Raw genomic sequence first — 21,503 nt, forward strand, 5'->3', positions numbered from 1 at the left:
ACGGCACCTCGCCCCTTACCTCGAAGGAGCCGCCATGGCCACCGACCTCGCCGCGCCGCTCGCCGCGCCCGACGTCGCGCCCATCCAGCGGCGTACCCTGCGGCTGCTCTTCGTCACCCAGATCATCGGCGGGATCGGGGTGACCATCGGCGTCGCCGTCGGGGCGCTGCTCGCCTCCGACATCGCCGGCACCGCCGTCGCGGGCCTGGTCAGCAGCGCCGCCGTGGTCGGCGGGGCGTTGCTCGCCGTGCCGGTCACCCGGATCATGACCGCCCGTGGCCGGCGGCCCGGCCTGGTCGTGGCCTACCTGACCGGCGCGGCCGGCGGTGCTCTGGTGGTCCTCGCCGCGGTGACCCGCTGGGTGCCGCTGCTCTTCCTCGGCATGCTCCTGTTCGGCGGCGGCAACGCGGCCAACCTCCAGGCCCGCTACACGGCGGTCGACCTGGCGGCCCCGGCGCGCCGGGGCCGCCAGCTCTCGCTGATCGTCTGGGCCACCACCATCGGCGCGGTCGCCGCGCCGAACTTCGCCTCGCTCGCCGACCGCACCACCAGCGGCTGGGGGCTGCCGACGCTGGCCGGCCCGTTCGCGTTCAGCGCCGTCGCGCTCGTGCTGGCCGCCGGGGCGATCCTGGCGCTGCTGCGACCGGACCCGCTGCTCACGGCGCGCCGGCTGGCGGCCGCCGGCCCGGCCGGCGCCACGGCGACCCCCGTCGTCGCGCCGCCGCCGACCGCCCGACGCGCCGCGGGCATGCGGGCCGCCTGGACGGTGGTACGCGCGCGGCCGGCCGCCCGGCTCGGCATCGTGTCGGTGGCGGTCGGCCACCTGGTCATGGTCGCGGTGATGGTGATGACCCCGGTGCGCCTGCACGAGTGGCACGACGACGCCGACGTGCTGCGGGTGGTCGGTCTCGTGCTGAGCCTGCACATCGCCGGCATGTACGCCCTCGCCCCGGTGGCGGGTTGGCTCACCGACCGGGTCGGCCGCCGGGCGGTGATCCTCGGCGGCGTCGGGCTGCTGCTCGCGGCGTGCGCGGTCGCCGGCACGGCCGGGCACCACACGGCCCGGCTCTCGGCCGGGTTGTTCCTGCTCGGCCTGGGCTGGTCGGGGACCATGGTCGCGGGCTCGACGCTGCTGTCGGAGTCGGTGCCGGTGGGGATCCGGCCGAGCGTCCAGGGCCTCTCCGACCTGACCATGGGGCTGGCCGGCGCCGCCGCCGGGGCGGTGAGCGGGTTTGTCGTGGAGGCGGCCGGTTATCCGGTGCTCACCGGACTCGCGGCGGTCGCGGTGCTGCCCCTGGTGACGCTAGCGTTGCGGCCGGTGCCGGTGGGGGCACCGGACGAGGAGGACTGATCACGTGCGGCTGACCGACTTCTGGTCCCGGCTGGAGGAGGCCTTCGGGCCCGGCTACGCGGGCAGCATCGCCCGCGACCAGGTGCTCTCGCAGCTCGGTGGGCGGACCATCGAGCAGGCCCTGGCGTCGGGTGAGCAGACCCACGTGGTGTGGCGGGCGGTCTGCGCGGCCTATCCCGACCGGGTGCCCGCGCGACTACGCTGAGCAGCTGGTTCGCGGCTTCCGCGTGTCGCTTGCCGCCTCGTACACCTGTTCGGCTATTGTCCACAGCGGGGTGCTCGTCCACAGCTCACGGCCGGTCGGCTGGTTTTCTGTCGGACCCAGCGCCTAGCGTGTCCGCGTGACGCGAAGCTCAGGAAAGACGCCGGCGAAGGCAGGGGTGGCAAACATGGCCGCAGGGCCCGACCGGGAGAAGGCACTCGACCTTGCTCTCGCTCAGATCGACAAGCAGTTCGGCAAGGGTTCGGTGATGCGGCTGGGGGAGCGGCCGGTCGTCCAGACCTCCGTGATCCCGACGGGTTCGATCGCGCTCGACGTGGCGCTCGGCGTGGGCGGCCTGCCCCGGGGCCGGGTCGTCGAGATCTACGGCCCGGAGTCCAGCGGTAAGACCACGGTGGCTCTGCACGCGGTGGCGAACGCCCAGCGGGCCGGCGGCATCGCCGCCTTCGTCGACGCCGAGCACGCGCTCGACCCGGAATACGCCAAGGCCCTCGGCGTCGACACCGACGCCCTGCTGGTCTCCCAGCCGGACACCGGCGAGCAGGCGCTGGAGATCACGGACATGCTGGTCCGCTCCGGCGCGATCGACATCATCGTGATCGACTCGGTGGCCGCGCTGGTGCCGCGCGCCGAGATCGAGGGCGAGATGGGCGACAGCCACGTGGGTCTCCAGGCCCGGCTGATGAGCCAGGCGCTGCGGAAGATCACCGGTGTGCTCAACAACACCGGCACCACGGCCATCTTCATCAACCAGCTCCGCGAGAAGATCGGCGTGATGTTCGGCAGCCCCGAGACCACCACGGGTGGCCGGGCGCTGAAGTTCTACGCCTCGGTCCGGCTCGACGTGCGCCGCATCGAGAGCCTCAAGGACGGCACCGACGTGGTCGGTAACCGCACCCGGGTCAAGGTCGTGAAGAACAAGGTCGCCGCGCCGTTCAAGCAGGCCGAGTTCGACATCATGTACGGCAAGGGCATCTCCCGCGAGGGCTCGCTGATCGACGTCGGCGTCGAGCAGGCGATCATCCGCAAGTCCGGCGCCTGGTACACCTACGACGGCGACCAGCTGGGCCAGGGCAAGGAGAAGGCCCGCGAGTTCCTCCGGGAGAACCCGGACGTCGCCGCCGAGATCGAGAAGAAGATCCTGGAGAAGCTCGGCGTCGGGGTCGGCGCGGGTGACGCCGCCGGTGGCCCGGAGCTGCCGCCGGTCGATTTCTGACCGGTCCCTGACCCGTGGCAGGACGACGCGCCCGCACCGGGCGGGGCTGGGATGCCAGCCCTGCCCGCGCGGGTGACGACAACGCGCCCCGGCCCCGTCGGGCCCGGCGCGACCGGACCGACGACACCGACCCCGAGGCGCCCCCGGCCCCACCGCGCGACGAGGCCGAGCTGGCGCGGGAGATCTGCCTGCGCCAGCTCGCCGTCCGGCCCCGCACCCGGGCCGAGCTGGCCGGGGCGCTGGCGAAGCGGGGCGTCTCCGACGAGGTCTCGGCGGAGGTGCTCGACCGCTACGACGAGGTCGGCATCATCGACGACGCCGCGTTCGCCCGGGCGTGGGTGGCCAGCCGGCACTCCGGCCGGGGCCTGGCCCGCCGGGCCCTCGCCAACGAGCTGCGCCAGCGCGGGGTGGACGGCGAGGTCGCGAGCGAGGCGCTGGGCGAGCTCGACGAGGAGACCGAGGCCGAGACCGCCCGCGCCCTGGTCGAGCGCAAGCTGCGCACCGCCCGGGGCGAGCCGGACGCGGTCTTCCGGCGGCTGGTGGCCATGCTGGCCCGCAAGGGCTACCCGCCGGGCGTGGCGATCCGGGCGGTGAAGGACGCGCTCGCCGCGCAGAGCGCGGAGGCGGCCGAGTTCGCCGAGCAGATCGACGCCGACGCGCTCGCCGACGCCGAGGGCGAGCTGGACCGGGACAACCGCTCCCTCGGGTGAACGGGGCGGCCCGATCGGCCGGGGCCCTGTGCACCCCACCGCGGCGGGACCCGGCGCTCAAGGCGCGTCGCGCCGTGGTCCGCCGAGGCTGGCTGCGGGAGCTGCCATGCTGAAGCGGGCCGGAGGGAGGCTTCCATGCTGAAGGCGTGTCTCAATGGGGCCCGGGGGCGTGACGAGCATCCGGCGGTGCCGGTCACCCCGGCCGAGCTGGCGGCCGACGCGGCCCGCTGCGCGGGGCTGGGCGCCGGCGCGGTGCACGTCCACCCCCGGGACGCCGCCGGCCGGGAGTCCCTGCACCCGTCGGTGGTCGCCGCCGCGCTCGACGCGATCCGGGCCGCCCGGCCGGGGCTGCCGGTCGGGGTGAGCACCGGGGCCTGGATCGCGCCGGAGCCGGCCGCCCGGGTGGCCGCCGTCCGGGCCTGGCGGGTGCTGCCCGACTTCGCCTCGGTCAACGCGCACGAGCCGGGTGCGGAGGCGGTGGCGGCGGCGCTGCACGAGCGGGGCGTCATGGTCGAGGCGGGGCTCTGGACGGTCGACGCGGTCGGGGCGTACGCGCGCTGGCGGGTGCCGGCCGGGCGGATCCTGATCGAGTGCATGGCCGAGGACCCGGCGGTGGCGCTGGCGGACGCCGCCGCGATGCTGGCGGCGCTGCCGCCCCCTGCGGCCGGAGGCCCGCCGATCCTGCTGCACGCCGAGGGGCCGGCGACCTGGGCGGTGCTGACCGAGGCGGTGCGCCGGGGGCTGCACAGCCGCGTCGGGCTGGAGGACACGCTGTCGCTGCCCAACGGCTCGACCGCGCCCGACAACGCCGCACTGGTGACGGCGGCGCTGGCCGCAGGCGCCCGCTGACCCGCCCCGACCCCGCGCGGCGTGCCGGTCTGGCCCGGTGCCTGTGCCGTGCGCCGGTCACGCCTGGTGCTCATGATCGGTTGACGGGGAACCGGCCCCGGACGCCCGAACCGCCGGTTCGGCGACAGACGATCAAGGCGGTAGCGCACGCGCGGCTGCCCTGGGCTCCGGTGGCGCCCCCTGGGGCCGACGGTTGCGTCACAGCCCGCCGGGCGTACGGCCGGGGCGGGTGCGTCCGCAGGGGCCGGGCTGAGCAGGGCCGACGTGCCGGGCGGCCGGATCCGCTGCCGTTTTGTCCGCCGGTGTCCGGGCGTGCATCAGCGGTGCGTGACGCGGCAACTTCTCTCCGTTCGGGGGGTTTGATCATGAGTTCTTGACCAGAGCACCCCGGGAGACCTAGCCTCGCCATACAGGCTCAACTTGCCCGACCAAGCGCAGGCTAAGCGCACAACATAGATCGCGTAACGGAACAGCATCACTTTGACCGATCCGATCGGTCATTGGCGGCAGTTCGGACTGGCCGGTCCGGCGCTGGCGCGACAACTGCACCCGGCCGTCGGCGATGCTCCCGCGTGGGCACCGCCGACGGAAGCTACCCCACGGCCAGTCGCTCCGGTCGGGCGTCCACAGCCGCAGGGTGCGTGCCCATCGGCACGGTCGCTGCGGTCCCGACGTTCAGGGGAGGCGGCCATGGCGAGGCGGCGCAGTTCCACCGGGGTGCCGACATGAGCACGCCGGTCGCCGGGCAGGGGCCGGTGGGCATCGGGCGCGGACCCGTGGGCATCGGGCGGGCCGGGGCGCCGGCATGAGCGGGTTCGACGTCGTGATCCTCGCCGTGGTGCTGGTCCTGACCGTGGTCGTGCTCGGGGCGGTACTGCTCGGCGTACGGGCGCTGCGTCGGTTCAACGCGGCGCCGGCGCCCGAGGATCCCGCCTTCATCGCCGAGAAGGACCGGCAGGAGCAGTCCCTCGCGGCCCTGCGCACCGCCGCCGACGAGGCCAACAGCACGATCGACGTGGCGAAGTCGGCCGCCGCGGCGGCGCGCGCCGAGGCGGCCGCCGCGAAGGCCGAGGCGAAGGCGGCCCGGGCGGAGGCCCGCCGGGTGCTCGACGACGCCCGGGCGGAGGCCGACACCGTCCTGGAACGGGCCCACAAGCAGGCCGAGGCCGACGCGGAGCAGTTGCGGGCCACCGCCCGGCGCAGCGGCGAGCGGGAGGTCGCGGTGCTCGCGGCCACCACCCGGGAGCAGGCCGCCGAGGTGGAGCGGCGGGCGGCCCGGATGGACGAGCGCGAGCGGCTGCACACCGAGGAGGTGGAGCGGCTCGCCGAGCGGGAGCGGCAGCTCACCGCCGCCAGCGCGGCCCTGTCGGCCCGCGAGGCCGCGCTCGCCCAGCGCGAGGCCGAACTGGCCGAGGCGGAGGAGCAGCGGCGCCGCGAGCTGGAGCGGGTCGCCGGCCTCACCGCCGACGCGGCCCGGGCGGAGCTGATCGAGGCGATCGAGGTCCAGGCCAAGCGGGAGGCCGCGCTGCTGGTGCGGGACATCGAGTCCGACGCCCGCGGCACCGCCGAGCAGCGCGCCCGGCACATCGTCGTGGACGCCATCCAGCGGGTCGCCAGCGAGCAGACCGCGGAGAGCGTGGTCAGCGTCCTGCACCTGCCCGGGGACGAGATGAAGGGGCGGATCATCGGCCGGGAGGGCCGCAACATCCGCGCCTTCGAGTCGGTCACCGGCGTCAACCTGATCATCGACGACACCCCCGAGGCGGTGCTGCTCTCCTGCTTCGACCCGGTGCGCCGGGAGGTCGGCCGGCTGACCCTGGAGAAGCTGGTCCTGGACGGGCGGATCCACCCGCACCGCATCGAGGAGGTCTACGACCTGGCCCGGCACGAGGTGGAGGAGCTCTGCCAGCGGGCCGCCGAGGACGCCCTGGTCGAGGTCGGCATCACCGAAATCCACCCGGAGCTGGTCACCCTGCTGGGCCGGCTGCGCTACCGGACGTCGTACGGGCAGAACGTGCTCAAGCACCTAGTGGAGACCGCGCACATCGCCGGCATCATGGCCGCCGAGTTGCGGCTGGACGTGCCGCTCATCAAGCGTTCGGCGTTCCTGCACGACATCGGCAAGGCGCTCACCCACGAGGTGGAGGGCAGCCACGCCATCATCGGCGCCGACCTGGCCCGCAAGTACGGCGAGAGCGAGGACGTCGTGCACGCCATCGAGGCGCACCACAACGAGGTGCCGCCGCAGACCATCGAGGCCGTCCTCACCCAGGCGTCCGACGCCTGCTCGGGCGGTCGGCCGGGGGCCCGGCGGGAGAGCCTGGAGGCGTACGTCAAGCGGCTGGAGCGGATCGAGGAGATCGCGGCCGGCAAGCTCGGCGTGGAGAAGGTCTTCGCCATGCAGGCGGGCCGGGAGATCCGGGTGATGGTCAAGCCGGACGACGTGGACGACATCGGCGCGGCCGTGCTGGCCCGGGACGTGGCCAAGCAGATCGAGGAGGAGCTGACCTACCCGGGGCAGATCCGGGTGACCGTGGTCCGCGAGTCCCGGGTCACCGAGATCGCCCGCTGACGGCGTCAACGCGAAGGGCCGGCCCGATCATCGGGCCGGCCCTTCGTCGTCGGTCGGGGATCAGGCGCCGCCGGTGCCCTCGGCCTGCGCGGTGAGCGCGGCCGGGGGCGGGTTCTGGGCCGGGGTGCCGGCGGTCTTGCGACCGCGGGAGAGCCGGCGCTGGACGTACTGGGCCAGCTTCGACAGCGAGTAGTTCACCAGGATGAACAGCACCGCGATCACGACGTAGACCTGGATCGGGTTGTCCAGCACGCCGATGATCTGCTTGCCGATGTTCAGGGTCTCCTCGTAGCTGATGATGAAGCCCAGCGAGGTGTCCTTGAGCACCACGACGAGCTGGCTGATCAGCGCCGGCAGCATGATCCGGAACGCCTGCGGCAGCAGGATCATCCGGGTGGTCTGCGCCGGGGAGAGCCCGATCGCGGCCGCCGCCTCGGCCTGCCCGCCGGGCAGCCCTTCCATGCCGGAGCGGAGGATCTCGGCGATCACCACCGAGTTGTAGATGGTCAGGCCGATGACCAGGTACCAGAGCGTGTCGAACGAGACGCCGAACTCAGGGAAACCGCGGGCCACGAAGAAGATCGTGATGACCACGGGCAGGCCCCGGAACACCTCGACGCAGACCCGGGTGACCGCCGACAGGAACAGGCTCAGCCCGCGCAGCAGGTACGCCAGTGGCGTGGCGAGCCCGGTGAACCGGCGCCGGGTCAGGCTCTTGAGCTGGATCCGCAGCACCGCGAGCAGGGTGCCGACGACCAGCGAGGAGACGATCGCCAGGGCGGCGGCGGTCAGCGTGTTCTTGAAGCCGAGGGCGATCCGGTCCCACACCAGCGAGAAGTTCTCGTTGGAGGGGTCGATCAGCGGCCCCCAGAGCTCCATCGAGAACTGGCCCTTGTCGTCCAGCGGGCGGTAGATCAGGAAGTACGCGGCGACGAGCAGCAGCACCGTCGCCACCACGCTGCCGACCAGGGTGAGCCGGCGCTGCCGGGGGCCGGGTACGTCGTAGAGGACGCTCTGCTGGCTCACCGGGCCACCGCCTGCCGCTTCTCGATCCGGTCGAGGAGTGCGCCGAGGGGGACGGTCATGATCAGGTATCCGATCGAGATGCCGATGGCGACGGGGACGAAGGCGTAGCCCTCAGCCGAGGTGAGCTGGTCGGCGGTCTGCGAGAGGTCTCCGACCACGCCGAAGAAGCCGACCAGGGCCGAGTTCTTGATCATCGCAATGATCACCGACCCGAGCGGCACCACCGAGGCCTTCCAGGACTGCGGCAGCACCACGTAGCGCAGGTTCTGGCCGAAGGTCAGGCCCAGCGACCGGGCGGCCTCCGCCTGACCGGCGGGCACGGCGTTCACGCCGGAGCGCAGTGCCTCGCAGACGAACGCCGCGGTGTAGAGCACCAGTGCGATCAGCGCGAAGCGGAAGTACGGCAGATCGGTGTCGAGCCGGCTGAATACCGCGTCCAGGCCGGGGACGCGCAGGAAGTCCGCGTTGGAGCCGAGCGCCGGCAGGCCGAACGCGGCGAAGAACATCACCACGGTCAGCGGCATGTTGCGGAAGACGTTGACGTATCCGGTGCCGACCGCCCGCAGCGGCGGCACCGGGGAGATCCGCAGCACCGCCAGGACGGCGCCCAGGATCAGGGCGCCGACCGCGGCGAGTACGCAGATCTGGAGGGTGAGCCAGAAACCACCCGCGAAGACGTCGAACTTGTCGATGAGCACACTCACGGGCCGGTCTTCCTCCCCACCCTCCAGATCAACGGATCAGCTCAGTAGCGGTTGACGGTCGGCGCGGCGCCGAGCTCGGCACCGAACTTGCCGGCGGTGTCGTCCCAGGCCTTCTTCCAGCTGCCGTCAGCGAACGCCTTCTCCAGCGTGTCGTTGACGAAGTTCCGGAAGGCGGTGTCCTCCTTCTTCACCCCGAGGCCGTACGGCTCCTTGGTGAAGTTGTCGCCGGCCAGCTTGAACGACGCCTCGTCCTTGGCGATGTAGCCGAGCAGGATCACGTTGTCCGTGGTGACCGCGTCGACCTGGCCGCCCTTCAGGGCGTCGCGGCACTTGTCGTAGGTGTCGAAGAGCACCAGCTGGGTGGCGACGTCCTTGACGTACTTCTTGATCTCCTCGGCCGGCGTGGAGCCGGTGACCGAGCAGACCTTCTTGGCGCCGTCCTTGAACGAGTCCGGGCCGGTGATGGTGCTGTCGTCCTTCTTCACCATGATGTTCTGGCCGGCCTCGTAGTACGGCCCGGCGAACGCGATGCGCTCCTTGCGCTTGTCGTTGATCGTGTAGGTGGCGGCGACCAGGTCGACGGTGCCGTTCACGATCACGTCCTCGCGGACCTTCGAGGGGGCCTCGACCCACTCGATCTTGTCCTCGGGGATGCCGAGCTCCTTGACGATGATCTTCGCGACCTCGACGTCGAAGCCCTCCGGCTTGCCCGACAGGCCCTTCTGGCCGAAGCCGGGCTGGTCGAACTTCGTGCCGATCTTGATGGCCTGGGCCTTGTTGAGGCGCTCCATCGTGCTGCCGGCGGCGAAGGACTTGCTGCCGGCGCCGGTGCCCTCCTCGGCGTCGTCGCCACCACAGGCGGTCATGCCGAGCGCCAGGGTGGCGGCCGCCGCGAGCGCCGCTACGCGCGTGATACGCATGTTGTTCTCCTTCTTCGACGGAACCCGCCGGGGGACGGCGCGCTCCAGGTACGGACGCCTAGTGCGTGAGGATCTTGGAGAGGAAGTCCTTGGCCCGCTCGCTGCGCGGGTTGGCGAAGAACTCGGCCGGCGGCGCGTCCTCGACCAGCTGCCCGTCGGCCATGAAGATGACGCGGTTCGCCGCGTGCCGGGCGAAGCCCATCTCGTGGGTCACCACGACCATGGTCATGCCCTCGCGGGCCAGCGACGTCATCACGTCCAGCACCTCGCCGACCATCTCCGGGTCCAGCGCGCTGGTCGGCTCGTCGAAGAGCATCGCCTTGGGCTGCATGGCCAGCGCCCGCGCGATCGCGACCCGCTGCTGCTGGCCGCCGGAGAGCTGGGCCGGGAACTTGTCGGCCTGGTTGGCGATGCCGACCCGGTCGAGCAGGGCCAGGCCGCGCTCGCGCGCCGCCGCCGGCTTCTCCTTGCGGACCTTGACCGGCCCCAGGGTGACGTTCTCGAGGATCGTCTTGTGCGCGAAGAGGTTGAACGACTGGAACACCATGCCGACCTCGCTGCGCAGCTTCGCCAGCGCCTTGCCCTCGGCCGGCAGCGGCTGCCCGTCGAAGGTGATCGTGCCGGAGCTGATCGGTTCGAGGCGGTTGATGGTGCGGCACAGCGTCGACTTGCCGGAGCCCGACGGGCCGATCACCACGACCACCTCGCCGCGCCCGACCGACAGTGAGACGTCGTCCAGCACGTGCAGCGGCCCGAACCACTTGTTGACCGAGTCCAGCACGATGAGCGGTTCGCCCGTCGTCACGTCGTTCACCGTCCCTGTCGTCGCGCGGGGTCGGGTGACCCCCGGTTGGGCAACTGTAGGCGGGGGGATGTGGCGGTACGCAACTCAGTTGGTCACGGAGCGATAACACCAGTTGGGATCGGGGTCAAGAGTCCGATTCTGACCGCGATCCGGACCGCCGGTGTGGCGGAGCCGGGGCGGCCCGGAGATCATGTGGGGATGACCGAACCGGTACGGCTGACCCGGTACGCCCGGGGTGGCGGCTGCGCGTGCAAGATCCCCCCGGGAGAGCTGGAGACCATGGTCGCCGGGCTCGGCCCGGCCACCGGCACCGCCGAGCTGCTCGTCGGGCTCGACCACGGCGACGACGCCGCGGTGGTCCGGCTCGACGAGCGCACCGGCCTGGTCACCACCGCCGACTTCTTCACCCCCGTCGTCGACGACGCGTACGACTGGGGGCGCATCGCCGCGACCAACGCCCTCTCCGACGTGTACGCCATGGGCGGCACCCCCCTCGTCGCGCTCAACCTGCTCTGCTGGCCGCGCGGCGTGCTGCCGCTGGAGCTGGCCAGGGAGGTGCTGCGCGGCGGGCAGGACGTGGCCCGCGACGCCGGCTGCCACCTCGCCGGCGGGCACAGCGTCGACGACGAGGGCCCCAAGTACGGGCTGGCCGTCACCGGGGTGGTCCGGCCGGAGGAGCTGATCACCCTGGACGCCGGCCGGGCGGGCCTGCCGCTGTCGCTGACCAAGCCGCTCGGCGTGGGGGTGCTCAACACCCGGCACAAGGCCACCGGCGAGAGCTTCCCCGAGGCGGTCGCCGCGATGACCACCCTCAACCGCGACGCGGCGCGGGCCGCGGTGGCGGCCGGCGTCCGCTGCGGCACCGACGTGACCGGCTTCGGCCTGCTCGGGCACGCGTCCAAGCTGGCCCGGGCGAGCCGGCTCACGGTGGCGATCGACGCGGCCCGGGTGCCCTACCTGGCCGGCGCCCGGGAGGCGGTGCGCGACGGGCACGTCAGCGGCGGCAGCCGGCGCAACCTGGAGTGGGTGACGCCGTGGACCGACTTCGGCCGGGTGGCCGAGGACGAGCGGCTGCTGCTGGCCGACGCGCAGACCTCGGGCGGCCTGCTGGTCGCCGGCGAGCTGCCGGGCGCCACCGTGGTCGGCGAGCTGCTGCCGCTGGGGGAGCACCGCGTGGTCGTGCGCTGAGGGCGGCCCGCCGGCGGGAATCTCGCCCGACCGGCGTGGTGGCGCGCCGGGCCGGCCACCGTACCCGATAAACTGTCACCTTTCCGCTACTCCGAGCAACGGCGCTCGAGGAAATTTTGCCCGGAATGGTCACAGACCGGTAACTTGCCCCCGGCTGAGGTCATATGCACCCCACCATCGTCATTAAGGCCCGATCCGGAGGCCGGTGGGACGAGCACAGCGAGGAGGCGGCATGACCGAGCTGTGGAACTGGAGAATCGAGCAGGTGCGGCCGGTGGAGGTCTACCCGGCACTGGCCGAGGCGCTCGGCCGGGTGGTGATGCCCCTGGCGGCGGCGGACCCCGCCCGCCTGCCGACGTACGCGGTGATCTGCGACGTCTGGCAGGCGCCGGGGGAGTTCGCCACGATCGTGGACTGTTACGGGGTGCCCGAACGCCTCTCCGAGCACGGCAGCATAGCCGCGCTGGCGCGGCTGCTGGACCGCAACTGCCTGCTGCGCGACGACACGCTCGACGCCGGGCGGCACCTGCTCGTCGCGCCCGACGGCACGATCCGGCCGGTGCACTTCGACGTCCGGGAGACCGACGACGGCGAGCTGCTGGCCAACCAGCGCCTGTGCACCGACGCGGATCCCCGCTGTCGCGGCTGGTCGCAGTGCCACCGTTCGCGCTGGGCGCCGGACTCGGTGCTCCCGGCGCTCGCCGCCGCCTGACCCGCCCACCGGCTGTCGGCTCCCGCGCCAACCCGGCGGAGGCAGCCCGAGCGCCGGGTCGGATGGGGGCGAGGTCCCCCACCCGGCCCGGCGGCGGGATCAGCTCGCCGGGCCGGCGGAGCGGCCGCCGCGTACCTCCAGCTGGGCGAGCAGGGTCGCGGTGGCCGCGGCGACCGCGGCGACGGCGGCGTCGAAGGCCGCGGCGTTGTGGGCGGCGGGCTTGCGGAAACCCGAGATCTTTCGGACGTACTGCAACGCCGCCGCGTCGACGTCGGCCGGGGTCACCTCGGCGACGTACGGCTCACGCAGGGTCTTGATGCTCCGGCACACGGCTGCTCCTCGTTGAGTTCGGTCGGTGGGTGGCGGATACGCTGTCCGGGTCATGACTACCGCAGCGGCGAGCAGCCCGCGCACCTATCAGGTGCGCACCTACGGCTGCCAGATGAACGTGCACGACTCCGAGCGCATCTCCGGCCTGCTGGAGCAGGCGGGCTACGTGCGCGCCGCCGACGCCGACGACAACCCGGACGTGGTGGTGTTCAACACCTGCGCCGTCCGGGAGAACGCCGACAACCGGCTCTACGGCAACCTCGGTCACCTGCGCCCCGTCAAGGCCAGGCACCCGGGGATGCAGATCGCCGTGGGCGGCTGCCTGGCCCAGAAGGACCGGGGCGAGATCGTCCGCAAGGCGCCCTGGGTCGACGTGGTGTTCGGCACGCACAACATCGGGTCGCTGCCGGTGCTGCTGGAGCGGGCCCGGCACAACACGGCGGCCGAGGTGGAGATCCTCGAGTCCCTCGACGTCTTCCCCTCGACGCTGCCCACCCGGCGCGAGTCCACGTACGCCGGCTGGGTGTCGATCTCCGTCGGCTGCAACAACACCTGCACCTTCTGCATCGTGCCCTCCCTGCGGGGCAAGGAGAAGGACCGCCGCCCCGGCGACATCCTCTCCGAGGTCCGCGCGCTCGTCGACGAGGGTGTGCTGGAGGTGACCCTGCTCGGGCAGAACGTGAACTCCTACGGCGTCGAGTTCGGCGACCGGCTCGCCTTCGGCAAGCTGCTGCGCGCCTGCGGCGACATCGAGGGGCTGGAGCGGGTCCGGTTCACCAGCCCGCACCCGAAGGACTTCACCGACGACGTGATCGCCGCGATGGCCGAGACGCCCAACGTCTGCCACTCGCTGCACATGCCGCTCCAGTCCGGCTCCGACGACGTGCTGCGGGCCATGCGCCGCTCGTACCGGGCCGACCGCTACCTCGGCATCATCTCAAAGGTCCGGGCGGCGATGCCGGACGCGGCGATCACCACCGACATCATCGTCGGCTTCCCCGGCGAGACCGAGGCCGACTTCGAGCGCACCCTCGACGTGGTCCGCGAGGCCCGCTTCTCCTCCGCGTTCACCTTCCAGTACTCCAAGCGCCCCGGCACGCCGGCCGCCACCATGGACGGCCAACTGCCCAAGCAGGTCGTGCAGGAGCGCTACGAGCGGCTGATCGCCTGCGTGGAGGAGATCACCTGGGCGGAGAACAGGAAGCTCGTGGGGGAGACCGTCGAGGTGCTGGTCGCCGTTGGCGAGGGGCGCAAGGACGAGCGCACGGGCCGGATGTCCGGCCGCGCCCGCGACGGCCGCCTGGTCCACTTCGCCACCGGCGCGGACGGCCGGGCCGGCGAGGAGGGCTCCCCGGCCGGGCGGATCCGCCCGGGCGACATCGTGCACACCACCATCACCTACGCCGCCCCGCACCACCTCAACGCCGACGGCGAGCCGCTGTCGCACCGGCGCACCCGGGCCGGCGACGCCGCCGAGGCGGGGCGCGCCCCGCGTACGCCGGGGGTGCTGCTCGGGCTGCCCACGATCGGCGCGCCGGCCGCGGCGCCCGCGCCGACGACCGGCTGCGCCGCACACTGACCCGCGACCGGCCGGGGCCCGCGCACGGACCCCGGCCGGTGCGCTCAGGCCGTCAGACGGTGATCCGACCCGCGCCCGCGCCGGCGGTCACGATGGACTTCACGCTGCTCGCGGCGTCCAGGCTGTACGAGTACGGGATGCTCCGTACGCTGCCGCCGGCCTGGCCGCTGCCGGAGTTGACGAAGTGGTTGTTCCGGGCCACCAGCGTGCCGGGGCCGGAGTCGCCCTCGCCGAGGTGGTACGGGTCCTCGACGTTCTCGAAGTAGTTGCCCTCGACCAGCACCCCGGCGTTCTCGGTGGACGCCACGCCGTAGCCGCTGTTGCTGTCGTAGTAGTTGTTGAACACGTGGACCGGGTTGCCGAAGCGGACCCGGGGATGGCGCTGGGTGCTCTCGTCGAACCAGTTGTGGTGGTAGGTCACCCGCAGGTGGCCGGTGTCCTGGCTGCCGTTGCTGTCGCTGTGCCCGAGCAGCATCGACTTGTCGTGGTCGTAGACCCGGTTCCACGACACGGTGACGAAGTCCGAGCCGCGCTTGATGTCGACCGCGCCGTCGTAGCCGTTGGTGAAGCTGTTGTGGTCGATCCAGACGTTGGTGGCCGACTCCTGCACGTTGATCGCGTCGTCGTTCCAGTTCCGGAAGGTCAGGTTGCGGATGATGACGTTGCGGTCGCCGCTGATGTTGAAGCCGCAGCCGGCGATGGTCGCGCCGGGGTTGCCGAGGATGGTCTTGTGGGACCGCACGCGCAGCATGCCGGAGCAGGAGATGGTGCCGGAGACCCGGATCACCGCCGCGCTGCTGGAGCCGACCGCGCTGGTCAGGGCGGAGGCGGTGGTCACGGTGACGGGGTTGCCACTGCCGCCGGTGGTGCCGCCGTTCTGGGTGGCCCAGCCGACCAGGCCGGTGGGGGCGGCCGAGGCGGGTGCGGTGCCGGTGGTCAGCGCCCCCGCGGCGAGCAGCGCGGCGCTGGCGGCGGCGGTGAGCAGGATGGTGCGACGTCGGGACGTACGCATGGTGCTTCCCTTCGGTGGTGGCGGGCTCGCGGACCGCGGGCCGACCCTGCGACGCCGTGCCCGGTGGCGTCTGGTCGGCGGGGACGGCGGGCTGCGGCCCCGCAGAGGTGCGGACTGGCTGCGCGAAGTTGCGGCTCCCGTGCTGGCGCTCCCGAGCGATCAGGTAAGCGCTTTCCTGATATAAACACAGACCCTCATCGATGTAAAGGCCCTCGGCCCGCACAAGGATCGGCGGCCGTCCCCGAGGCGGGGACGACCGCCGATCGGAGGGTGGCTCAGCAGGCGACGCCGTCGAGGCGCACCGTGCCCGGCGCGGTGGACGGGCCGTTGGCGGTGAAACCGACGGTCACCGAGGCGCCCGGCGCCAGCGCCGCCGCCCAGGTCGGGGCCGCCGCCGTCACCGTCTGACCGGACTGGGTCACCGTGGCGTTCCAGCCGCTTGCCAGGGTCACCCCGGCCGGCCAGCTCCAGGTGACCCGCCACGGGTCGACCGCCGCGGTGCCCGTGTTCGTCACCGTCAGCTCCCCCTGGAAGCCGCCCTGCCACGCGTTGGCCTGCCGGTACGCGGCGGTGCAGCCCCCGGTGGGCGGCGGCGACGAGGTCGGCGTCGCCGTCGGCGTGCCCGTGGGGCCGCCCCCGCCGCCGACCGGCGGGATCAGGTACGGCTGGAGGATGGCCTGCTTGGTGGTGTTGATGCTGGTCCAGTCGTCCAGCGCGATGCCCCCGGTGTCACCGGAGTTCGGGTTCCACGACCAGTAGGTGAAGGACATCCCGTCGACTCCGGTGCCGGTGTAGGCCATCAGCTTCTCCAGCCACACCTTGTCCCGGGGGTCGGCCAGGGTGCTGCCGAACTCGCCCAGCATGATCGGCGCGATGTTCTGCCTGTGCAGGTAGCCCCAGTACCTGTCCCAGATGCCCGGCAGGTTGTCCGGGAAGTCCGGGCTCTTGAACCAGGCCTGCTCGAAGACCGAGGTGGCGTACTCGTGCGGCGAGTAGACCAGCCGGTTCGGCACGTCGAGGCGGACCGGGAAGTCCTTGGCCTTCGTGAGGTTGCCGCCCCACCAGCCGCAGTCCTCGTCGTTGCTCGGGTCGTTGTCCCAGACGTTCGAGAGGCCGCCGCTGGGGCAGCTCACGCCCTCCACGAAGATCAGCCAGTTCGGCTGCACCGACAGGATCGCGTTGCCGGCCCGCTCGGCGGCCAGCCGCCAGTCCCGCGCCGGATCGCCGCAGCCCCAGCACGCGCCCGTGGCCGCCGGGTTGGTCCCCTCGGCGTGCGGCTCGTTGTGCAGGTCCGCCCCGATCACGGTGGTGTTGCCGGCGTACCGCCGGGCGAGCATCTTCCAGTCGTCGATCCAGGTCGCCTCCGAGACCGTCGGGGTGTACCAGAGCGCGGACTGGCCGGCCGAGGTCGGCCGGTGCCGGTCCAGGATGACCCGCATCCCCTTGCCGCCGGCGTAGTCGATGACCTTGTCGAGGATCTGCAACGGGGAGAGCCCGACCAGGTCCGGGTTGACGAAGTCGTTGATGCCACTGGCCGTGGCGCCCGGCTTCAACGCGTCGTTCGAGTACGGCACGCGCAGCGTGTTGTAGCCGAGGCTGGCCATCTTGTCGATCTGTCCCCGCCACGGGTTGGTGGACCACAGCCCGTGGAAGGTCTTGTTGTCGGTCTCCATGCCGAACCAGTTGATGCCGGTGACGCGTACCGTCGCGCCGGTGCTGTCGACGATCCGGTTGCCGTTGGTGTGCAGGTAGCCGGTCCCGGTGCCGGCGGGGGCGGCGACGGCCGGGGCGGTGCTGACGGCGGCGGCGACGAGGACGCCGGCCGCGGCGGTGGCGAGCGCGGTGATCGCGCCGCCGAGGGCGCTGCGTCGGTGCATGCGAGCTCCACTTCGAACTGCCCGCCGCCACCCGAGGTGGCGCGGACGGGAACCGGGCGACGGCCGTCACGCTCCCTGGAGGGAGTACGCGGACAGGGCGCGACGGGACGTGCCACGCGGGATGCGGCCGCTCGCGGGACCACCCGGCGTTCCCGACGACGCGGTGTGCGCCCTCGGTGCCCTCACACCGGTGCCGGACCTGGCTCCGCCGCTCATTCTGATCAGCGCGCCTCGATGCGTCAACCGTCCCGTGCCCGGGCGGACGGCCCCGGGCGGACAGCCGGAAGCCCCCGGTCCGTGGCGGACCGGGGGCTTCCGTGGTGGCTCGTCCGGCTCAGCCGGCCTGCTCGGCGAGCTGGAGGAACTGCCGCTTGGATGCCAGCGCCTGCTCGGCCTCCCTGACCCGCCGGGCGTCCCCGGCGGCCTGGGCCCGGGCCAGCCGCTCCTCGGCCTCGGCGACCTGCGCCCGCATCTGGGCGAGCAGGGGGTTGTCCTCCTTGGTGGTCCGCCGCCACGCGGAGTCCATCACCTCGCGGACCTTCTCGTCGATCGCGCGCAGCCGGCGCTCCAGCCCGGCCGCCGCCTCACGGGGCACCCGGCCGGCCTCGTGCCACTGGGCCTGGATCTCCCGCAGCTTGGCCTGCGCGCCCTTCGGGTCGCCGTCGACGTCCAGCGCCTCGGCCTCGGCGAGCAGCGCCTGCTTGCGCTCCAGGTTGCCCCGCTGCTCGTTGTCGCGGGCCGAGAAGACCTCGCTGCGCCGGGTGAAGAACTCGTCCTGCGCGGCACGGAACCGTTCCCAGAGCTTCTGCTCCGCCTCCTTCGAGGCGCGGGGGGCGGCCTTCCACTGGTTCATCAGGTCCTTGAGCTGGTTGGCGGTGGCCGCCCAGTCGGTGGACTCCTTGAGCTTCTCGGCCTCGGCGACCAGCTCCTCCTTGACCGTCTGCGCCTGCTTGCGCTGCGCGTCGAGGGAGGCGAAGTGAGCACCCCGGCGGCGGGTGAAGCCGTCCCGCGCGGCGGCGAAGCGCTTCCACAGCTCGCCGTCGGTCTTCTTGTCGACCCCGCGGATGGTCTTCCACTCGTCGAGGATCTCCTTGAGCCGGTCCCCGGCGGTCTTCCAGCCGGTCGACTCGGCGGCCAGCTTCTCCGCCTCCTCCACGAGGGCCTGCTTGCGGGCGAGCGCCTCGCCGCGGGCGGCCTCCCGGGCGGCCTTGGCCTCGCCGGCCTTCTCCTCGGCGACCGTGGCGAGCCGGTCCAGCCGGGCGGCCAGGGCGTCGATGTCGCCGACGACGTGCGCCTCGGCCAGCGACGCGCGGATCCGCCGGATGGTGGTCAGTGAATGGCCGGCGTCGGCGGCACCCGAGTTGAGCCGGGCCTCCGTCAGGTTGACCTCGGTCACCAGGTCGTCGAAGCGGCGGGCGAAGTGGGCCAGCCCCTCCTCGGGCGCTCCCGCCTGCCAGGATCCGACCACCCGCTCGCCGTCGGCGGTCTTGACGTACACGGTGCCGTCCGCGTCCACCCGTCCGAAGGCAGTCCAGTCGCTCATGTGCCCATCCTCGTTCTCCCGGCGTCGGGGAGCAGTCCCGCGATCGCCGCCACGGCGCAGCAAAGTTTCCCCCCGGCATTGTCACAGGTGCGACCCCGTTCCCGTCGAGCGCCTATCGCCGACCGTGACCATACGGTGTCCTAGCGCCCGCGGACAGGCTTCCTGGGAGGAGTGTCGGAATCCGGCGTACGGCGTACCGTACGGCGCGCCCCGACGCGGGGGGCCGTCGTCGGGCGGGTGCGGGGCGCCGGACGCCGTCGTGCCGATACCGTTGCCGGGTGCCCCTGGTCGCCGCCGCCGTCTGCCCCCATCCGCCGCTGATCGTCCCCGAGCTGGCCGGTGCCGCCGCGCCCGAGCTCGACGAGCTCCGTGCCGCCTGCGACGCCGCGGTCGCCGGCCTGCTCGCCGCCCGGCCCGAGGTGATCGTCCTGGTCGGCGGCGGGCCGGAGACCACCCGCTTCAACGCGGCCGACCGCGGCTCGCTGCGCCAGTTCGGCCTCGACCGGGACGTGCGGCTGTGGAAGGTGAACTGCGCCGGCGGCGAGCGGCTGCCGCTGAGCCTGACCATCGGCGCGTGGCTGGTCGGGCGCTCCCGCACCGAGCTGCCCCGGCTGGCCCGTTCCGTCGCGACCGACGCGTCCCCGGCGCGGTGCGCCGAGCTGGGGGCGGCGCTCGGCGCGGCGACGGAGCCGCGTACCGCGCTGCTGGTGACGGGGGACGGGTCGGCCTGCCGCGGCCCGAAGTCGCCCGGCTACGACGACCCGCGCGCCGAGGCGTACGACGACGGGGTCGCCCGCGCCCTGGCCGACGCGGACGCCGAGGCCCTGCTCGACCTGGACCCGGACCTGTCGGCGCAGCTGAAGGCCGCCGGCCGCGCGCCCTGGCAGGTGTTGGCCGGCGCGGTCCGCGCGACGGGCGGCGACTGGCGCGGCGAGCTGCGCCACTACTCGGCGCCCTACGGCGTCGCCTACCTCGTGTCGTCCTGGGCGCCGGCGTGACCGCCCGCCCGCCGGCCGGGACGGTCGTCGCCGTGGTCGGCCCCACGGCGGCCGGCAAGTCGGCGCTGAGCATCGCCCTCGCGCACGCCCTCGACGGCGAGGTCGTCAACGCCGACTCGATGCAGCTCTACCGGGGCATGGACGTCGGCACCGCCAAGCTCACCCCGGCCGAGCGCGAGGGGGTGCCGCACCACCTGCTGGACATCTGGGACGTCACCGAGCCGGCGAGCGTCGCGGAGTACCAGCGGCTGGCCCGCGCCGCCGTCGACGACATCCTGGCCCGGGGCCGGGTGCCGCTGCTGGTCGGCGGCTCCGGCCTCTACGTGCGGGCGGTGCTGGAGCGGTTCGAGTTCCCCGGCACCGACCCGGCGGTGCGCGAGCGGCTGGAACGGGAGCTGGCCGAGGTCGGCCCCGCGCCCCTGTACGCCCGGCTGCGCGAGGCCGACCCGGCGGCCGCGGCGGGGATCCTGCCCGGCAACGGCCGGCGGATCGTCCGCGCCCTGGAGGTCATCGAGCTGACCGGGGCGCCGTTCACCGCCTCGCTGCCCGACCCGAGCCCGTACTACCCCTCGGTGCAGCTCGGCGTGGACCTGGACACCGCGCTGCTGGACGAGCGGATCGCGCTGCGGGTGGACCGGATGTGGGCCGACGGCCTGGTCGCCGAGACCCGGGGCCTGGTCGGGCGCGGCCTGTCCGAGGGGCGTACGGCCAGCCGCGCGCTCGGCTACCAGCAGGTGCTGCGCTTCCTCGCCGGGGAGCTGACCGAGGCCGAGGCGCACGACGAGACCGTGCGGGCCACCCGGCGCTTCGTGCGGCGGCAGCGCTCCTGGTTCCGCCGCGACCCGCGGATCCACTGGCTGGACTCGTGCGCGCCGGACCTGATCCCGGCCGCCCTGCGCCGGCTTCCCGCCGCTGCGCGATGATGGGGGCGTGCAGTTCACCAAGGGCCACGGCACCGGCAACGACTTCGTCATCCTGCCCGATCCGGACAACCGGCTCGACCTGACACCCGGGCTGGTCGCGGCCCTCTGCGACCGGCGACGCGGGCTCGGCGGCGACGGCGTGCTGCGGGTGGTCCGGGCGGCCGCGCATCCGGAGGGCGCCGGGGCGTCCGGCGAGGCCGAGTGGTTCATGGACTACTGGAACGCCGACGGGTCGTTCGCGGAGATGTGCGGCAACGGTGCCCGGGTCTTCGTCCGCTACCTGGTCGCCTCCGGGCTGGCCGAGCCGGAGGAGGGGGCCCTGCCGGTGGCCACCCGGGCCGGCGTCGTGCGCGCGCTGGTCACGGCCGACGCCGTCGCCGTCGAGATGCGCCGCCCCCGGCTGTACGACACCGCGACCGCCACCCTCGGCGGGCTGACCCTGCCCGGCACGGCGGTCGACGTGGGCAACCCGCACCTGGTCTGCGCGCTGCCGGCCGGGCTGGAGCTGACCGCGCTCGACCTCACCCGGGCCCCCGACGTCGACTCGGCGGTCTTCCCGGCCGGGGTGAACGTGGAGTTCACGGCACCGGGCGAGCCGGTCGACGGCACCGACGGGCACGTGCTCATGCGCGTGTACGAGCGCGGCTCCGCCGAGACGCTCTCCTGCGGCACGGGGGCCTGCGCGGTGGCCGCGGTGGCCCTGCGCGACGCCGGCCGGGACATCGGCGTACTGGCGGTGGACGTCCCCGGCGGACGCCTGTCGGTCACGGTGACCGAGGACTCCTGCTGGCTGGCCGGCCCGGCCACCCTGGTGGCTGCGGGCACCCTCGACCCCACCACCCTCACCACCGCTGCCTGACCCGCCTCGCCCCTCGGCGCTCCTCGCTCCTCCCAGGCGTCGATCATGCAGTTGTGGTGGGCGGTCTGCCCTCCGGAACCCCGTTTGTGGGGCACCACAACTGCATGAT

20 protein-coding genes are annotated in these 21,503 nt (G+C 73.2%); 12 read left to right on the plus strand and 8 right to left on the minus strand.

All coding sequences use genetic code 11. The annotated features are described in order from the left end of the window. Window positions 1-34: 34 nt before the first annotated feature. The 6 genes from ACSNN9_RS10200 to rny all read left to right on the plus strand — a co-directional run bounded on the left by ACSNN9_RS10200 (window position 35) and on the right by rny (window position 6,918). Window positions 35-1,351: an MFS transporter gene (locus ACSNN9_RS10200; RefSeq protein ID WP_436672804.1), complete on the plus strand. Its 1,317-nt coding sequence runs from the start codon at window positions 35-37 to the stop codon at window positions 1,349-1,351. A gap of 4 nt (window positions 1,352-1,355) precedes the next feature. Continuing rightward, window positions 1,356-1,556: a DUF3046 domain-containing protein gene (locus ACSNN9_RS10205; RefSeq protein ID WP_121395993.1), complete on the plus strand. Its 201-nt coding sequence runs from the start codon at window positions 1,356-1,358 to the stop codon at window positions 1,554-1,556. A gap of 184 nt (window positions 1,557-1,740) precedes the next feature. Next, complete coding sequence (recA, locus tag ACSNN9_RS10210) at window positions 1,741-2,787, plus strand: recombinase RecA (RefSeq protein ID WP_089001435.1); 1,047 nt, start codon at window positions 1,741-1,743, stop codon at window positions 2,785-2,787. A 14-nt stretch (window positions 2,788-2,801) separates the two neighbouring features. After that, window positions 2,802-3,497 (plus strand): regulatory protein RecX, encoded by a 696-nt coding sequence (locus ACSNN9_RS10215; protein ID WP_436672805.1) that lies wholly within the window; start codon window positions 2,802-2,804, stop codon window positions 3,495-3,497. A gap of 135 nt (window positions 3,498-3,632) precedes the next feature. Beyond that, window positions 3,633-4,346 (plus strand): 3-keto-5-aminohexanoate cleavage protein, encoded by a 714-nt coding sequence (locus ACSNN9_RS10220; RefSeq protein WP_436672806.1) that lies wholly within the window; start codon window positions 3,633-3,635, stop codon window positions 4,344-4,346. A gap of 805 nt (window positions 4,347-5,151) precedes the next feature. After that, window positions 5,152-6,918 carry a ribonuclease Y gene (rny, locus tag ACSNN9_RS10225; protein WP_436672807.1) on the plus strand — a complete coding sequence of 589 codons (1,767 nt, stop codon included), beginning with the start codon at window positions 5,152-5,154 and terminating at the stop codon, window positions 6,916-6,918. A 60-nt stretch (window positions 6,919-6,978) separates the two neighbouring features. On the opposite strand, the gene ACSNN9_RS10230 is transcribed toward rny, so the two are convergent. Genes ACSNN9_RS10230 through ACSNN9_RS10245 form a run of 4 tightly spaced genes read right to left on the minus strand, consistent with a single transcriptional unit; the run spans window position 6,979 to window position 10,382 of the window. Then, window positions 6,979-7,944: an amino acid ABC transporter permease gene (locus tag ACSNN9_RS10230; RefSeq protein WP_358091681.1), complete on the minus strand. Its 966-nt coding sequence runs from the start codon at window positions 7,942-7,944 to the stop codon at window positions 6,979-6,981. Continuing rightward, window positions 7,941-8,648 (minus strand): amino acid ABC transporter permease, encoded by a 708-nt coding sequence (locus ACSNN9_RS10235; RefSeq protein ID WP_358091683.1) that lies wholly within the window; start codon window positions 8,646-8,648, stop codon window positions 7,941-7,943. Before ACSNN9_RS10235 ends, ACSNN9_RS10230 begins: the two co-directional genes overlap by 4 nt. Before the next feature lie 41 nt (window positions 8,649-8,689). Beyond that, entirely contained in the window at window positions 8,690-9,568 is an 879-nt protein-coding gene (locus tag ACSNN9_RS10240; protein WP_436672808.1) for a glutamate ABC transporter substrate-binding protein, read from the minus strand. Window positions 9,569-9,626: 58 nt separating this feature from the next. Then, entirely contained in the window at window positions 9,627-10,382 is a 756-nt protein-coding gene (locus ACSNN9_RS10245) for an amino acid ABC transporter ATP-binding protein (RefSeq protein ID WP_091620503.1), read from the minus strand. Between the two features lie 189 nt (window positions 10,383-10,571). Between ACSNN9_RS10245 and selD the strand changes: the two genes are divergently transcribed. After that, window positions 10,572-11,561 carry a selenide, water dikinase SelD gene (selD, locus tag ACSNN9_RS10250; RefSeq protein ID WP_358091687.1) on the plus strand — a complete coding sequence of 330 codons (990 nt, stop codon included), beginning with the start codon at window positions 10,572-10,574 and terminating at the stop codon, window positions 11,559-11,561. A gap of 232 nt (window positions 11,562-11,793) precedes the next feature. Beyond that, complete coding sequence (locus tag ACSNN9_RS10255) at window positions 11,794-12,273, plus strand: hypothetical protein (protein ID WP_436672809.1); 480 nt, start codon at window positions 11,794-11,796, stop codon at window positions 12,271-12,273. Between the two features lie 99 nt (window positions 12,274-12,372). On the opposite strand, the gene ACSNN9_RS10260 is transcribed toward ACSNN9_RS10255, so the two are convergent. Then, entirely contained in the window at window positions 12,373-12,603 is a 231-nt protein-coding gene (locus ACSNN9_RS10260; RefSeq protein WP_436672810.1) for a DUF2277 family protein, read from the minus strand. A gap of 52 nt (window positions 12,604-12,655) precedes the next feature. Here ACSNN9_RS10260 and miaB point away from each other — a divergent pair, with 52 nt between their 5' ends. Beyond that, entirely contained in the window at window positions 12,656-14,182 is a 1,527-nt protein-coding gene (gene miaB / locus ACSNN9_RS10265) for a tRNA (N6-isopentenyl adenosine(37)-C2)-methylthiotransferase MiaB (RefSeq protein ID WP_436672811.1), read from the plus strand. Window positions 14,183-14,234: 52 nt separating this feature from the next. On the opposite strand, the gene ACSNN9_RS10270 is transcribed toward miaB, so the two are convergent. From ACSNN9_RS10270 to ACSNN9_RS10280, 3 genes are all read right to left on the minus strand, one after another. Further along, window positions 14,235-15,194 carry a pectate lyase family protein gene (locus tag ACSNN9_RS10270; protein WP_436672812.1) on the minus strand — a complete coding sequence of 320 codons (960 nt, stop codon included), beginning with the start codon at window positions 15,192-15,194 and terminating at the stop codon, window positions 14,235-14,237. Window positions 15,195-15,469: 275 nt separating this feature from the next. Beyond that, window positions 15,470-17,071: a cellulase family glycosylhydrolase gene (locus ACSNN9_RS10275; RefSeq protein WP_436672813.1), complete on the minus strand. Its 1,602-nt coding sequence runs from the start codon at window positions 17,069-17,071 to the stop codon at window positions 15,470-15,472. Between the two features lie 334 nt (window positions 17,072-17,405). Next, entirely contained in the window at window positions 17,406-18,614 is a 1,209-nt protein-coding gene (locus ACSNN9_RS10280; protein WP_358091695.1) for a DUF349 domain-containing protein, read from the minus strand. A gap of 278 nt (window positions 18,615-18,892) precedes the next feature. On the opposite strand from ACSNN9_RS10280, the gene ACSNN9_RS10285 reads away from it, so the two are divergent. Genes ACSNN9_RS10285 through dapF form a run of 3 tightly spaced genes read left to right on the plus strand, consistent with a single transcriptional unit; the run spans window position 18,893 to window position 21,394 of the window. Then, entirely contained in the window at window positions 18,893-19,612 is a 720-nt protein-coding gene (locus tag ACSNN9_RS10285) for a hypothetical protein (protein ID WP_436672814.1), read from the plus strand. Then, window positions 19,609-20,535, plus strand: a complete 927-nt coding sequence (gene miaA, locus ACSNN9_RS10290) for a tRNA (adenosine(37)-N6)-dimethylallyltransferase MiaA (RefSeq protein ID WP_436672815.1) — start codon at window positions 19,609-19,611, stop codon at window positions 20,533-20,535. The genes ACSNN9_RS10285 and miaA overlap by 4 nt, the downstream gene beginning before the upstream one ends. 7 nt (window positions 20,536-20,542) lie before the next feature. Beyond that, on the plus strand, window positions 20,543-21,394 hold the full coding sequence (gene dapF / locus ACSNN9_RS10295; protein WP_436672816.1) for a diaminopimelate epimerase: 852 nt from the start codon (window positions 20,543-20,545) through the stop codon (window positions 21,392-21,394). Window positions 21,395-21,503 lie beyond the last annotated feature (109 nt).

This window comes from Micromonospora sp. URMC 107, assembly GCF_051386315.1.
Classification (GTDB): domain Bacteria; phylum Actinomycetota; class Actinomycetes; order Mycobacteriales; family Micromonosporaceae; genus Micromonospora.